Raw genomic sequence first — 14,121 nt, 5'->3', positions numbered from 1 at the left:
ACTCCCTGCTCCTGCTGCTCGACCCGGTGGCGGCCGCGCGGCCGGACCCGTACAGCGGCGAGCGCTTCCACTACACGGGGGAGGGAGAGCCGGAGAGGTCGAAGAGGGAGTTCCTGATCGACTGGCCCGAGCCCGGCCGGCCGGCGATCGTCGAACTCGCCAGCGACGCCGACTACCTGGAACTGACCCCCGTCACCCGCACCGTGTCCCGGATCACGAGCGACTCGTCCGTGCTCACCGCGTACCTCCCGTACCAGGGCCGGTTCCTGCTCTGGCCGGGGCCGACGCACCTCAAGGTCGTCGACCGCGGCCCCGGCAGCTGGTCGTTGCGCCTGTTGCCGCTGTCCGCGGCCGAGGACCTGCCGCCGGAACTGGTCGGGCGACGGGACACCGTGCTGGCACACCGTCCGGACGAGCCGGTCGAACTCACCTTCCAGACCATGTCGGACGCCTTCTGGGAGGTCCTCTTCCGCTGCGAGTGCGAGCTGAGCGGGGACGGCGACGACTGCTCCTGCGCCCCGTCCGAGGACGACGGTGGTCCGGAGCGCGGCGTCTGGGGCAGTGAGGAGGCCCGGGCGTCCCTCCTGGTGCCGGCCCGGGGCCTGGTGACGATCAACCAGGGCGGCACGGACCCCTGGACCGTCCACACCGGGCCCGTGTCCGGCCCGGAGTCCGCCGGGTAGGTCGGAAAGGTCGGGCACGCCGGGAAGGTCGGGCAGGTCGGCCGGAGGCGGTGCCGCCCGGCCGGGCTCACGCGCTCTCGACGGCCGTTCCGATCCCGAGCGCGACCAGCACGCCGCCGGTGCCGCGCTCCAGCGCCCGGTTCACCCGGGGCACCCGCCTCGTCCGCTCCCGCTCCCACGCCCGTTCCCGCTTCCACCGGCGCTGCCGATGCCGCTCCCGGCTCGGCCCCCTCGGGCGCCTGACCGCGCCCCGCGCGCCGCGCCTGCCAGAGCGCCTGCCCGCCCAGGAACACCAGGTAGGCGGCACCGGCGAGCTTGACCACCGTGAACGCGGCGTCCCACCGCTGGAGCACGGCGGCCAGCCCGAGCGCGGCCGGCGCCGCCCAGGCCGGCGACCCGGCGGCCGAGCCGACCGCCGTCGCCACTCCCGCCGCCCGTTCCTGCGGCGGCCGTTCAGCCCGGGGTGCAGCCGCAGGACCGGCGGACCACCATCCGGGCAGGGAACATCCGGGCCCCGCTCGACACGGCCCGACCGTCCGGCAGCGTCCCGTCCGCCCGTTCCCCGTCCGCCCGTTCCCCGCCGGGCTGCTCCCCGCCGGGCAGCTTCCCGCCGGGCTGCTCCCCGCCGGGCAGCTTCCCGCCGGGCTGCTTCCCGTCCGGCTGTCCGCCGCCCGGGTGGTCGCCGAGCACCAGGCCGACGGCGGCGCGCGCCATCTCCTCCTGCGCGGTGGCGACGCTCGTCAGCGGCGGCCCGGCGATCACCGCCTCCGCGATGTCGTCGAACCCCGCCACGGCGAGATCCTCCGGCACCCGGATGCCCAGGTCGTCGGCGGCCCGCAGCAGGCCGATCGCCTGGTCGTCGGTGGCGCAGAAGATCGCGGACGGCCGGTCGGCGCGCGCCAGCAGCACGAGCGCCTCCCGGTGCGCCCGCACGCGGTCGAACGGCGCCTGCGTCAGCCGCCCCTCGGTGGAGATCCCCGCCTCGGCGAGGGCCCGTGCCCAGCCGGCGGTCCGCACGGTCACCGGGTCGCTCGGGCTGAGCGAGAAGGTGCCGCCGAAGCAGTGCACGTCGGAGTGCCCGTGGCCGAGCAGGTGGTGCACGACCTCCCTGGCCCCGCCCTCGTCGTCCGCCACCACCGCGATCCCGCGCTCGGTCTCCGCCCGGTGGTGCAGCAGCACGACCGGCGTCCCCTCGGTGGAGTCGATGCCGACCACCCCGGGCGCCGAAGGATCCTGGGTGACCAGGATCAGCCCGTCCACCTGCATCCCCAGGAACGCGCGGATGTAGTGGGCCTCGCGTTCGTCCGCGTAGTCGGAGTTGCCGATCAGCAGCAGCCGCCCGCGCTCCGCCGCGGCCCGCTCCACCGTGTGCGCCAGCTCGGCGAAGAACGGTTGCCGGGCGTCCGGCACGACCATGCCGATCAGGTCGGTCCGCCGCCTCGCCATCGCCTGCGCGACCCGGTTCGGCCGGTACCCCAACTCCTCGACCGCCGCCAGCACTCGCGCCCGGGTGGCGGCGGCCACCGGGCGCGGCCCGTCGTTGATCACATAACTCACGACCGCGGTAGACGTCCCCGCCACCCTCGCCACGTCGTCCCGCGTCACCCTCGCCATGCCCGCGAGCCTACACACCACCCCTGACCGGCCAGGTTGTCGTTCCACCCCTTGGGAGCCCCGCCCGCCCCGGCCGCACCCGCGGATTCGCCCCACTCCGCCCCCGCGCGCGCGGGGCACGAGGTCCACTCGCCCCAGGGATCGCAGGGAACGGGACCATCCCCACGTGCGTGGGGCGCGGACCAACCGGGCACCGCGAAGTGCCGCCATGTCGGGACCATCCCCACATGCGTGGGGTGCGGACTCGCTGCGCCGCGAGTCTAGTCGGCCGCTCGGCCCCGCGGCCCGTGGTTCACCGGAACGGGCGTGCCGTTCCGTCGTCGCCCCGCCCCGTGGTCACCTCGCCCCGTGGTCACCTCGCCCCGTCGTCGCCCCGCCCGGCCTCCGGCCTCAGTACGCGTGGTCCGCCGTCACGTCCGCCGACAGGCGCAGGGCCCGCTCCGCGGTCTCGCCGCGGAGGGCGAGCAGGGTCGAGGTCAGTGCGTCGACGACGGTGAGGTGGGCGATGCGGCTGGCGGTGGTCTCCAGGCCGAAGACGAGGTCCTGGCCGCCGGCGACCAGGGTGTGGGTCGCCGTCTCGGTGAGCGGGGAGCGGGCGTAGCTGGTGAGAGCGACGACGGCGGCGCCGTTGGTGCGGGCGTGCCGGGCGGCGTCGACGACGGTGCGGGTGGCGCCGGTGTGGCTGATGGCCAGGCAGGCGGCGGTGGGCGGGAGTTGGGCGGCCGCGAACTGGGCGGTGATCGGGTCGGCGGGGGAGTCGGTGAGGAGGCCGAGGGCGCGCAGGCGGTACGCGGCGTCGACGACGACCGCGCCGGAGAGGCCCGCGCCGACGACCAGCACGTGGTCGGCGGCGTTCAGCGCCTCGGCCGCCGCCCGGAGGTCGTCGGCGCCGAGGGTGGCGGCCATGCCGTCGAGCGCCTCGCGGGCGGCGCGGACGGTGTCGGCGAGCGCCCGGGCGGCCGGGTCCCGGGCGTCGGACGGGTCGGGTGCGGGAGCCGGCGCCTGCCGGACGGCGGCGATCTTCAGCTCCTGGTAGCCCCGGAAGCCGAGCCGCTGGCAGGCCCGGACGACGGAGGACGGTGCGGTGCCGGCGAGTTCGGCGACGTCGCTGACGCTGAGGTCGACCAGGTCGGCGCCCCGGGCGAGGACCACCTGGGCGACCCGGGCCTCGGTGCCCCGCAGTTCGCCGAGGTGGGCGCGGATGTGCGCGGCCAGCCGGGATTCCAGCGGGGAGAAATATTCGGAACGCTCTTCCATCGATCCAGTGTAGCGTGGAACCCGATTCCACGCCTGATGGCCCGTTGGACAGGAGTTCCGCCATGCCCGCTGTCACCGGTGCCGCTGCCGTTCCCGCGGTGGTCCTCGCCGCCGCCGTGCTGCACGCGGTCTGGAACGGGCTGGCGCACCGGATCCAGGACAAGCTGGTCGGCTTCGCCCTGATCAACCTCGCGTACACCGGGTGCGCGGTGGTGCTGGTGGCGCTCAACCCGCTGCCCGCGGCGGCGGCCTGGCCGTACCTGATCGCCTCGGTGGTGATGCAGGTGACGTCCCAGCTCCTCCTGCTCCGGGCCTACCAGCTGGGGGACTTCGGGCAGATGTACCCGATGGCCCGGGGTTCGGCGCCGCTGCTGGTGGCGGTGCTGTCCGTCACGGTGCTGGGCGACACGCTCGGCGGCGGGGAGCTGCTGGGCGTGGCCGTCATCTCCTGCGGCCTGATCGGGCTGGCCTTCGCCAAGGGGATTCCGGGGCGGGCGCAGCTGCCCGCGCTCGGGGCGGCCGCCGGCACCGGCGTGATGATCGCGGCGTACACCGTGCTGGACGGCGGCGGGGTGCGGCACGCGGGGACGGTCGGCGGCTACGTCGCCTGGCTGTTCCTCCTCCAGGGGCCGACGCTGGCGCTGATCGCCTGGGCGCGCCGGGGCCGGGGCCTGCTGGCCGAGGCCGGTCCGCTGGTTCCGGTGGGTCTGCTCGGCGGGGTGCTGTCGCTGACCGCGTACGGGCTGGTGGTCTGGGCGCAGTCGCGGGGGAACCTCGCGAGCATCGCCGCGCTGCGCGAGACGAGCATCGTGATCGCCGCGCTGATCGCCACCGTGGTCTTCCGGGAGCGCCTCGGGCGGCTGAGGATGGCGGCGAGCGCGACCGTCCTGGCCGGGATAGCCGTCCTGGAGCTGGCCCGCCCCTGAGGCCGGCTCCAGGACGGCGGCGCCCGCGGCGCCGGGCGGCTCAGGGGACGATCACCGTCAGCGTGCTGCGTGTGACCGTGAAGCCGAGGGACTCGTACAGCTGCCGGGCCCGGTTGCCCTCGGTCACCGCCAGGCCGATCCCGGTGGCACCGCGAGCGGCGGCGTCGGCGAGGACGCGGCGCAGCAGGCCCCGGCCGAGTCCGGGATAGCTGAGCTCCGGGTCGCGGAAGACGTGGGCGATCCAGGGCAGGCCGTCCCAGTCGGTCAGGACGGCGCCGGCCACCACCCGGTCGGCGTCGTCCACGACCAGGGCGCTGGACGGCAGCAGGGGGCCGATGACCTGCCCGGAGAGCAGTTCGTCCAGTCGCCGCGCCGAAGCCGGCTCGTCCTCGTGCTCCTCCGGGCGGTGGTCGGGGTGACCGGGGCCGAAGGCGCCGACCGACGCCCTGACCAGGTCCTTGGCCTCGCGGTCGCACGGCACCACGTGGAACCCGTCCCGGATCGGCGTCCCCGCCCACGACGCCCAGCCCTCGGAGGGGGGTTCGTCGGTCAGGCCCCGGTGCATGGTGTGGCCGTGGCGCAGGGGCGTCGCCCCGCGGCGCAGCAACTCCTCACCGAGGGGGACGGGGCCTGAGAGCACCCAGCCGGCCAACTCCGCCAGTGCGTACCGGGCGAGGGCGGCCGGGGTCGCGCCGGGGTCGAGCACCTCCAGCCGGTCGGCCCAGGGGCGGCCCTCCCGCTCGCCCCGCTGGTACCGCACGACGGGAAGGCCGTCGACGCCGTACCCGAACTGCCACTCGGTTTCTGCTTCTGTCACGCCGTCCGTCCGATTTCCGGGAGCGGGAAAGTCCTGCCGTCCGCCATGCTCCGTGAGCGACCCGCCCGGCGGCAACGGTGTTTTCGGCCCGGCGGGTTGGCGGCTCGGCGGCCCGGTGGGTTGGCGGCTCGTCGGCTCGTCGGCTCGGTGGGGAGGCCGAGGGGGCCGACCGCCGGCCCACCACCGGCCCATCGCCCCGGGCGGGTCAGTCCGCCACCACCGCCGCGCGGACGCAGAGGACGTCCGGCAGGTGGGAGACCAGCGACGACCAGTGCTCGCCCTCGTCGTGACTGGCGTAGACCTCGCCGGTGCGGGTGCCGAAGTAGAGGCCGGCCGGGTCGGCGTCGTCGGTGCGCAGCGCGTCGCGCAGGACGACGCCGTAGTGGTCCTCGCCGGGGAGGCCGTCGGCCAGCGGCTGCCAGCTGTCGCCGCCGTCGGTCGTACGGAAGACGCGGCAGCGGCGGCCGGGCGGGATGCGGTCGTCGGCGCCGCCGAGCGGGAACACGTACGCGGTGTCCGCGCGGCGCGGGTGTGCGGCGACGGCGAAGCCGAAGTCGGCCGGCAGCCCGTCGGCGACGGACCGCCAGGTCGTGCCCGCGTCGTCACTGCGGTAGACCCCGCCGTGGTTCTGCAGGTAGAGCCGGTCGGGGTCGACGGCGTCCGGGGCGATCTTGTGGACGCACTGGCCGAACTCGGGGTACTGGCTCTCCTCCGGGAGGAACTCGGCGCGCAGCCCGGTGTTGGACGGCACCCAGCTGCCGCCGCCGTCCTTGCTGCGGTAGACCCCGCCGCTGGAGACCGCGACCAGCAGCCGCTCGGCGTCGCGCGGGTCGGTGAGGACGGTGTGCAGGCCCTGGCCGCCGTACCCGGCGCCCCACTCGGTACGCTGGGGGTGCTCCCAGAGCGATTCGACCATCGTGAAGCTCGCACCGCCGTCCGCGGAGCGGAACAGCGCGGCCGGTTCGGTGCCCGCGTAGACCACGCCGGGCGCCTCGGGGCCGGCCGGCTGGAGCTGCCAGACCCGGGTGAGCGAGGCACCGGTGTGCTCGGGGAAGCGGATCGCCGGCGCGGCGGGTTCGGACCAGCTGGCGCCCAGGTCGTCCGAGCGCCACACCGACGGTCCCCAGTGGCTGCTGTCGGCACCCACCAGCAGCCCGACGCGGCCGTCGCGGCGGTTCCTGCCGTCGACGGGGTCACGGCCGTCGATCGCGACGGAGTAGACCGCGTTCATCCGGAAGTGCGGCCCGCTGAACTCCCAGTCCAGCCGGTCGCGGCTGCGCCCGAGAAAGAGGCCCTTCTCGGTCCCGACGGCCAACAGCACCTCGGTCATCACACACACCACCTGATCGGCGTAACGGCCCCCGCTCGGACACCCTTCTCCGGCCAGTGTCCCGCCGCCCGCCGACTCCCACCTCTCGCCGCGCCGAGCCGCCAGCCCCGAGCCGCCCGTCCCGGGCGCGCGCCCCGAGCCGCCCGCGCCGAGCCGCCCGTCCCGGGGGCGCGCCCCCGGGACGGGCGGGGCACGGCTCACCCCCGGCAGCCCTCCAGCAGCCGCAGCCAGACCTCGCTGATCGTCGGGTACGCCGGTACGGCGTGCCAGAGCCGGTCGATCGGCACCTCGCCGACCACCGCGACGGTGGCCGAGTGCAGCAGTTCGGAGACCCCGGGGCCGACGAACGAGGCGCCGACCAGCACCTCCCGGTCCAGGTCGAAGACGACCCGGGCGCGGCCCCGGTAGTCGTCGCCGTAGAGCGAGGCGCCGGCGACCGCGCCGAGGTCGTGGTCGATCGCCTTCACCCGCAGCCCGGCCCGCTCGGCCGCGTCCAGGGTCAGGCCGACGGCCGCGACCTCCGGATGTGTGAAGACGACCTGGGGCGCGCCCGCACTGTCAGCCGACGCGGCGTGCGCGCCCCAGCGCGCGGTGTCCAGCGGCCGCCCCTGGGCGCGAGCGGCGATCGCCGCGCCCGTGATCCGCGCCTGGTACTTGCCCTGATGGGTGAGCAGCGCCCGGTGGTTGACGTCACCGGCCGCGTAGAGCCAGCCGCCGTCGACACCGAGCACGGTGCAGCTGTCGTCCACGTCGAGCCAGCCGCCGGGGTGCAGGCCGACCTGTTCCAGTCCGATGTCCGCCGTGCGCGGGGCCCGGCCGGTGGCGTAGAGGACCTCGTCGACGCTCAGCCGTCCGCCGTCGGCCAGGACCAGGCGGACCTCCGCAGCGGCCCCGTCCACGCGCTCCAGAGAGGTGACCGAGGCCCCGAAGCGCACGTCCACGCCCGCGTCGCGCAGGCCGTCCGCGACCAGCTCGCCCGCGAACGGCTCCATCCGGGGCAGCAGCCCGGAGCCGCGCACCAGCAGCACGACCTCCGAACCGAGCGCCCGCCAGGCGGTGGCCAGCTCCACGCCGACCACCCCGCCGCCGATCACCGCCAGCCGCCGGGGCACGGTGGGCGAGCCGGTCGCCTCGCGGTTGGTCCACGGCCGGGCCTCCGTCAGCCCGGGGACGTCCTGCGGAAGGACGGGCCGGCTGCCCGTGCAGACCGCGACGGCGTGCCGGGCGACGAGCAGCCGCTCGCTGCCGTCCTCCGCCTCGACGGTCACCCGGCGCTCCCCGGCCAGCCGGCCGTGGCCACGGACCAGGTCGATGCCGGTGTCGCGGAGCCACTTCACCTGGCCGTCGTCCTGCCAGTGCGAGGTGAACGAGTCGCGCCGGGCCAGTACGGCGGCCGGGTCCAGCGCCCCGCCGCCGACCGCCTCCCGGGCGCCCGCCACCGCACGGGCGTCGGCCAGCGCGGCCACCGGGCGCAACAGCGCCTTGCTCGGCATGCAGGCCCAGTACGAGCACTCGCCGCCGACCAGTTCACTCTCCACGATCACCGTGCGCAGGCCGGCGGCGGCGGTCCGGTCGGCCACGTTCTCGCCGGTCGGGCCGGCCCCGACGACGATCACGTCGTACTCCTCGGGGACGGCCGACGAGGAAGCGGCGGAAGCGGTGGGAGCGGTGGTCATGCCTGGTCCTCCGTGATCTCGGTGGTCACCCCGGCAGGCGGGGCGGGGGTGACGGGCGTGCGTTCGCAGGTGTGTTCGCAGGTGCGGGGGATCCGGGTGCGCCCGCCGGCGCCGGGTGCGCAGCCGCACCAGGGGCGGCACGACGGCAGGCACGCGGGCCGGTCCGAGGGCCGGCCCGAACTGCGGCCGGTCCTCCCGCTCGTCCGGCTCGTCCCGTTCCTCCCGTGGCCGAGCCTGACCCGGATGCCGTCCGGCGGCCACTCCGCGCGTTCCGCCGACGGCCTCGGGGCGACCACGGTGCGGGTGCCCGGCGGGGTGAGCCCCGGGGCGGGCGGCTCCGCGCCGCTGCCCGGACCGCCCTGCCGCACCGGCCCGTCCGGGCAGGGCGGGTGGAGGTCAGCGCCCGCTGCACCGCGGGGCGGCGCGTCGGCGGGACCGCCGGCCGCCACGGGGGCGGTGACCCGCCGGAGCACGGACACGGCGGCCGGAACGGTGCCGCAGCCCGTGGCGGCCGGGTGCTGACTCATCGACGCGTTCGCCCTCGTTCGGTCGCGGTGCGGATCGGTGCGGGTTGGTGCAGGTCGGCGCGCCGGACCGGGCCGGAGCGTCGTGCCCATCCTGCGCCGACCGGCCCGTCCGGCGCAGCCGAACACGCGGACGAGCCCGCCGCCCGGCCCGGGACCCAGGGCCGCCGGCCACCGATCCGGCCGCCGCCCCGAGAGCGTCGGGTTCCGCAGAGCCCGCGGCCGCCCGGAGCCGCGATCGCGGCCCGCCGCCCCGCCCGGCCGCGATCGGGCCGCGGGGCCGCCGCCCCGCGGCCGCCGACACCCGACCCGGCCGTCCGCTACCCGCCGCCCGCTACCCGCCGTCCGCTACTCGGCCTCGGCCAGCTCCACCAGCGCCGCCGCCGTCTCGGCCGGCCGGGAGAACATCGGCCAGTGCCCGGTCAGCACCTCACGCAGCTCCCACTCCGGGCCGCCGAGCAGCGCGAAGTACGGGTGGCCGTCGGCGATCATCGCGCGGACCTGCTCCAGCGGGATGGAGCACGAGATCAGACCCTTCGGCAGCTTGTCCGCACCGCCCGTCAGCCGGACCGGCTCGGTGAGCGTCCGGGCCGGCTGGTCGGTGGCCAGCTCGCGGAACCGGGCCAGCCCGGCCTCGTCGATCCCGTCGACGCTGCCCCCGTTGGAGGCCAGCAGCTCCCAGGAGGGCAGCGGCAGCCGCCAGCCGTCGACCAGCGATTCCTCCATCGCCGTGCGGTAGTCCGGCTCCCAGAGGTCGGCCAGCGCGGCACCGTCGTCGAGCGGGCCGGAGTCGACGAAGACGACCCGCCGGATGCGCTCGGGCACCCGGTCGGCCGCACCGGAGACGGCGATGGTGCCCCCGCTGTGGGCGACGAGCACCACGTCCCGGAGGTCCTCGCGGACCAGCAGGTCGGTCAGGTCGGCGATGTGGCTCTCCACGCCGATCTCGGCCGAGGCCTCGCCGACCCGCGCGCCGAGACCGGGCAGGGTCACCGCGTGGACGGTGTGACCGGCCGCGCGCAGCGGTTCGGCGACCGCGTCCCAGGCCCAACCGCCGAGCCAGAATCCGGGAACGAGTACGAAGGTGCTCATGATGGATCGATCCTCTCCGGGCATCCATGCCGTGCTTGTCTTCCTTGCAGTGCGCGGCTGCCGGTGCCCCGGGGTACTCGTGGAGTGCCTGCCGCTGTCTCCGACTCTAGGATCGAATGCGGACAGAACACGACCGGATTAACCGGCCGGATCGAACCGATCGATCCGACCCCCGGAGACTTGCTGGTCCGCAGGCCGCACCCAGGCCGCACGCAGGCCGAACAGAGGCAGCACGAAGGCGGAACGAAGGCCGCACGAAGGGACACTCATGGACCATCCGGTCAGCCGCACCCTCGCCCTGCTGGAACTGCTGCAGTCGCGACCCGGCCTCACCGGCGCCGAACTGGCCGAGCGGCTGGAGGTCGACGTCCGCACCGTCCGCCGGTACGCGACCCGGCTGGCCGACCTCGGCATCCCGGTCCAGGCCGAGCGCGGCCGGTACGGCGGCTACCGGCTGATGCCCGGCTTCCGGCTGCCGCCACTGATGCTCACCGGGGACGAGGCCGCCTCCGTGGTGCTCGGACTGCTGGCCGGGCAGCGGTCCGGACTCTCCGTGGGGGAGCAGGCCGGGGAGTCGGCGCTCGCCAAGATCCAACGGGTGCTGCCGCCGCAACTGCGCGAGCGGGTGGCAGCGGTCGAGCAGACACTCGGCCTCACCGCCGCACCCGCCACCGGTCCCAGCCCGGCCGCCGCCGCACTCTTCACGCTCGCCGAGGCGGCACGCCGCCGGCGCCGGGTCCGGCTCGACTACCGGGACCGCGAAGGCGCCCCCAGCGAGCGCGAGTTCGACCCGTACGGACTGGTCTTCCACTCGGGCCGCTGGTACACGACGGGGCTGGACCACCGCAGCGGCGAACAACGCACCTTCCGGCTGGACCGGATCCGGTCCGCGGACCTGCGCGAGACCGCCTTCGAACCGCCGGCCGACGTCGACCCCGTCCAGCGGGTACTGGAGTCGCTCGCCTCGGTGCCCTGGACGCACGAGGTGGAGGTCGTGCTCACCACCACGCTCACCGAGGCCCGCCGCCGGATCCCGCCCACCGCCGGCACGGTGACCGCCACCGACGACGGCCGCGTCCTGCTGCGGGCACGGGCCCAGCAGTTGGACGGCATGGCGGTCATGCTGGCCGGCCTCGGCTGGCCGTTCACCGTCCTCCGGCCGGACGAACTGCGCGCCGAGGTCCGCGCCCTGGCCGCCCGGCTCACGGAATGGGGCGGCACCGGACCGTCCGCCTGAACGCACGGCGGCGGGCCCCGGGGCATCGAACGACACCACCGGGACCCGCCGCACGCCACCCGCTCAGGACCTCAACACCCGGGACCTCGAAGACCCGGCATCCCGACACACCGGTACACCACCGGCGTCACTCCTGCGGGCCGCCGTTCTGCTCGGCCGCCACCTTGCGCTTCACCTCGTCCATGTCCAGCTTCCGGGCCTGGCCGATCAGGTCCTCGAAGACCGGCTCCGGCAGCGCGCCCGCCTGGGAGAAGACGAGGACACCCTCGCGGATGATCGCCAGGGTCGGGATCGACTGGATGCCGAAGGCCGCGGCCAACTCCTGCTGCGCCTCCGTGTCCACCTTGGCGAAGACCAGGTCGGGGTGGCGCTCCGCCGCCTTCTCGAAGACCGGCGCGAACTGCCGACACGGACCGCACCAGGCTGCCCAGAAGTCGATGAAGACGAAGTCCTTGCCCTCCTGACCGGGGACGATGTCGTCGAAGTTCTCCTTGGTCAGCTCGACCGTGCTGCTCATGTCGCGATTCCTGCCCTTCCGGTGGTGGCGGTCAAGGCCATGTGCCCGCGACAACGGCTGCCGTGCCCGGGCTATTCCGGCAATGATCCGGCGGCGATCCGGGCGGCCGGTGAACGCCGGGGCGGCCCGGACCGTACGGGAGGGTGTCCGGCACGGACGTGCCCACCCACCGACCGGGGAGCAGCCACCATGCGCAACACCAGTCGTACCGGAGAAGGCACCGGGGAAGCCGACGGCCGAGGAACCGGCGGAGCAACCGGAGCAACCGGAGCAACCGGAGCAACCGGAAGAGGAACCGGCGGAGCAACCGGAAGAGAAACCGGAAGGAGAGCCGGAAGGAGAGCCGGAAGAGGAAGGGGCGGAGACACCCGGCGGACCGGCCGGATCGCGGTGCTCGCCGCGTCCGGACTGGCCGTGGCCGCCCTGGTGGCCGGCTGCGGATCGTCCGGAGGGGGCTCCTCGACCACACCGGCCGCACCGAGCACCCCGTCCACCGCGCCGACGGCCCCCGCGTCGCCCTCCGCCCCGGCCGCCGCCACGCTCCGCACCACCACCGACGCCGGACTCGGCACCGTCGTCACCGACAGCGCCGGCTTCACCCTCTACCGCTTCGACCAGGACAGCGCCACGCCGCCCACCTCCGACTGCACCGGCGGGTGCGCCGTGATCTGGCCGCCGGCCCCGGCCGACGGAACCCCCACGGTCAGCGGCATCGACCCCGGGCTGGTCGGCACCGTCACCCGGGTCGACGGCTCCCACCAGCTCACCCTCGACGGCTGGCCGCTCTACCGCTACGCCCCCGACGGCAAGCCCGGCGACACCAAGGGCCAGGGCGTGGGCGGCACCTGGTGGGCGGTGACCCCGTCCGGCGCCCGGGCCGCCGCCGCCGGCCCCAGCAGCCCCAGCGGCTACTGAGTGCCGCCGATCGGACCACTCTCGACCCGGAGGTACGGGTGCGCAAGGATGGCGTCGTGACCGAGGAGGCTCCCGGTGGCGGTGGAACGGCCGCCCGGGGCGCGCCGGCACCGGACGAGGAGCTCATGCGCGCGCTCTACCACGAGCACGCCGGACCGCTCCTCGGCTTCGTGCTCCACCTGGTCGCGGGCGACCGCCAGCGGGCCGAGGACATCGTGCAGGAGACGCTGCTCCGGGCCTGGCGCAACATCCACCGGCTCGACCCGGCGGCCGGCTCGCTGCGGCCCTGGCTGGTCACGGTCGCCCGGCGGATCGTCATCGACGGCCACCGCGCCGAGCGGGCCCGGCCGCACGAAGTGGACCCCGCTCCGCTGGAACTGCTGCCCGCCGAGGACGAACTCGACCGCGCGCTCCGGCTGATGACCATCGCGGAGGCGCTCGGCGACCTCTCGCCCGCCCACCGCGAGGTCATCGTCGAGACCTACTTCAAGGGCCGCACGGCCGACGAGGCGGCCACCGAACTCGGCATCCCGCCGGGCACCGTACGCTCGCGGGTGTTCTACGCGCTGCGCTCGCTCAGGCTCGCGCTGGAGGAACGGGGAGTGACATCGTGACACCGTCCGGGACCGGTCCCGCGCACACCTCGCACCTCGACGTCGGCGCCTACGTCCTCGGGGTGCTGGATCCGCCCGAGCGCGCGGCGTTCGAGGCCCACCTGGCCGCGGGCTGCCCGCGGTGCACCGAGCAACTGGAGCAGCTGGGACCGGTCGAGGCGCTGCTGGCCGGGTACGCGGCCGCCGTCCCGGCGTCGGACCCGGTGCCCCGGCCGGATCCCGTGATGCTCGACCGGCTGGTCGCCGAGGTGGCCGCCGGGCGCCGGCGCGGGCGGGTGCGGCGACTGGTGCTGGTGGCGGTCGCGGCCGTACTGGCGGTGGCGGGGCCGGCGGTCACGGCCGTCGTGGTCACCGCCGACTCCACGCCCGGCGTGGTCGCCGTCGCGGCCCGGCAGTTCACCGCGACCGACGCGGGAACCGGCGCCCATGCCGTGGTCGGCGTCGACGGCGTTCCCTGGGGGAGCCGGGTCACCCTCGAACTCTCCCGCGTCCAGGGCCCGTTGACCTGCGACCTGGTCGCCGTCTCGACCACCGGCCAACGCCAGACCGTCACCACCTGGAGCGTCCCCGCGACCGGCTACGGCGAGGAGTCCGGCCCCCTGCGCACCACCGGCGGCACCGCCTTCCCGCCCGGCGACCTCGACCACTTCGAGGTCCGCACCCTGGACGCGGGCACGCTCCTCGTCTCGGTCCCCGTCCGGCCGGCCTGACCGGCCTGACCGGCCTGACCGGCCTGACCGGCCCTACCGGGTCGGTACGCCGGGCGCCGCGGCTCGGGGCCACGGCTCAGTGCCGCGGCTCGGTGCCGCGCCGGCACCCGCCCGACCCGCCACCTCCCGTTCGTCGACGCCGAGCCGGTCGAGCCCGGGCCGCCGCCCTCCTGGGCCCGGCCCCGGCGTACGTCCCGTCCCCGGTCCTG

General features: G+C 75.7%; 13 protein-coding genes and 1 pseudogene. 6 read left to right on the top strand and 8 right to left on the bottom strand.

Features of this window, described 5'->3' with window-relative positions:
- Positions 1-26: 26 nt before the first annotated feature.
- Positions 27-683, top strand: coding sequence for a hypothetical protein (locus tag AC067J_RS37455; protein ID WP_478307169.1), 657 nt, complete (start codon positions 27-29; stop codon positions 681-683).
- A 311-nt stretch (positions 684-994) separates the two neighbouring features.
- Here AC067J_RS37455 and AC067J_RS37450 read toward each other — a convergent pair.
- The 3 genes and pseudogenes from AC067J_RS37450 to AC067J_RS37440 form a co-directional block, all read right to left on the bottom strand.
- Positions 995-1,108 (bottom strand): annotated as a pseudogene (locus AC067J_RS37450) (LysE family translocator); the annotation flags it as partial.
- Between the two features lie 28 nt (positions 1,109-1,136).
- Entirely contained in the window at positions 1,137-2,297 is a 1,161-nt protein-coding gene (locus AC067J_RS37445; RefSeq protein ID WP_478307059.1) for a LacI family DNA-binding transcriptional regulator, read from the bottom strand.
- Between the two features lie 390 nt (positions 2,298-2,687).
- A complete protein-coding gene (locus AC067J_RS37440; RefSeq protein ID WP_478307057.1) occupies positions 2,688-3,554 on the bottom strand; it encodes a MurR/RpiR family transcriptional regulator in 867 nt (288 codons plus the stop codon).
- A 62-nt stretch (positions 3,555-3,616) separates the two neighbouring features.
- Here AC067J_RS37440 and AC067J_RS37435 point away from each other — a divergent pair, with 62 nt between their 5' ends.
- Positions 3,617-4,480, top strand: coding sequence for an EamA family transporter (locus tag AC067J_RS37435; RefSeq protein WP_478307055.1), 864 nt, complete (start codon positions 3,617-3,619; stop codon positions 4,478-4,480).
- 40 nt (positions 4,481-4,520) lie between these two features.
- Here the strand turns inward: AC067J_RS37435 and AC067J_RS37430 are convergent, their stop codons facing one another.
- From AC067J_RS37430 to AC067J_RS37415, 4 genes are all read right to left on the bottom strand, one after another.
- Positions 4,521-5,297 carry a GNAT family N-acetyltransferase gene (locus AC067J_RS37430; RefSeq protein ID WP_478307053.1) on the bottom strand — a complete coding sequence of 259 codons (777 nt, stop codon included), beginning with the start codon at positions 5,295-5,297 and terminating at the stop codon, positions 4,521-4,523.
- A 205-nt stretch (positions 5,298-5,502) separates the two neighbouring features.
- Positions 5,503-6,627, bottom strand: coding sequence for a WD40/YVTN/BNR-like repeat-containing protein (locus AC067J_RS37425; protein WP_478307051.1), 1,125 nt, complete (start codon positions 6,625-6,627; stop codon positions 5,503-5,505).
- Between the two features lie 197 nt (positions 6,628-6,824).
- Positions 6,825-8,303, bottom strand: coding sequence for a dihydrolipoyl dehydrogenase family protein (locus tag AC067J_RS37420; RefSeq protein ID WP_478307049.1), 1,479 nt, complete (start codon positions 8,301-8,303; stop codon positions 6,825-6,827).
- Between the two features lie 872 nt (positions 8,304-9,175).
- On the bottom strand, positions 9,176-9,919 hold the full coding sequence (locus AC067J_RS37415) for an alpha/beta fold hydrolase (RefSeq protein ID WP_478307047.1): 744 nt from the start codon (positions 9,917-9,919) through the stop codon (positions 9,176-9,178).
- Positions 9,920-10,187: 268 nt separating this feature from the next.
- Here AC067J_RS37415 and AC067J_RS37410 point away from each other — a divergent pair, with 268 nt between their 5' ends.
- On the top strand, positions 10,188-11,156 hold the full coding sequence (locus tag AC067J_RS37410; protein ID WP_478307045.1) for a helix-turn-helix transcriptional regulator: 969 nt from the start codon (positions 10,188-10,190) through the stop codon (positions 11,154-11,156).
- Between the two features lie 127 nt (positions 11,157-11,283).
- On the opposite strand, the gene trxA is transcribed toward AC067J_RS37410, so the two are convergent.
- The gene (trxA, locus tag AC067J_RS37405) at positions 11,284-11,673 is read right to left on the bottom strand and encodes a thioredoxin (protein ID WP_478307043.1); all 390 of its coding nucleotides are present in this window, start codon (positions 11,671-11,673) and stop codon (positions 11,284-11,286) included.
- Between the two features lie 390 nt (positions 11,674-12,063).
- Here trxA and AC067J_RS37400 point away from each other — a divergent pair, with 390 nt between their 5' ends.
- Genes AC067J_RS37400 through AC067J_RS37390 form a run of 3 tightly spaced genes read left to right on the top strand, consistent with a single transcriptional unit; the run spans position 12,064 to position 13,912 of the window.
- Complete coding sequence (locus AC067J_RS37400) at positions 12,064-12,588, top strand: COG4315 family predicted lipoprotein (protein WP_478307041.1); 525 nt, start codon at positions 12,064-12,066, stop codon at positions 12,586-12,588.
- 38 nt (positions 12,589-12,626) lie between these two features.
- Positions 12,627-13,202, top strand: a complete 576-nt coding sequence (locus AC067J_RS37395; protein WP_478307039.1) for a sigma-70 family RNA polymerase sigma factor — start codon at positions 12,627-12,629, stop codon at positions 13,200-13,202.
- Positions 13,199-13,912, top strand: a complete 714-nt coding sequence (locus AC067J_RS37390; RefSeq protein ID WP_478307037.1) for an anti-sigma factor family protein — start codon at positions 13,199-13,201, stop codon at positions 13,910-13,912. The genes AC067J_RS37395 and AC067J_RS37390 overlap by 4 nt, the downstream gene beginning before the upstream one ends.
- The last annotated feature ends 209 nt before the right edge of the window (positions 13,913-14,121 follow it).

The sequence above is a fragment of the Kitasatospora sp. NPDC042419 genome, from assembly GCF_056437345.1.
The sequence above is the reverse complement of the archived record's forward strand: the minus strand, read 5'-3'. Positions and strand labels throughout refer to the sequence as shown.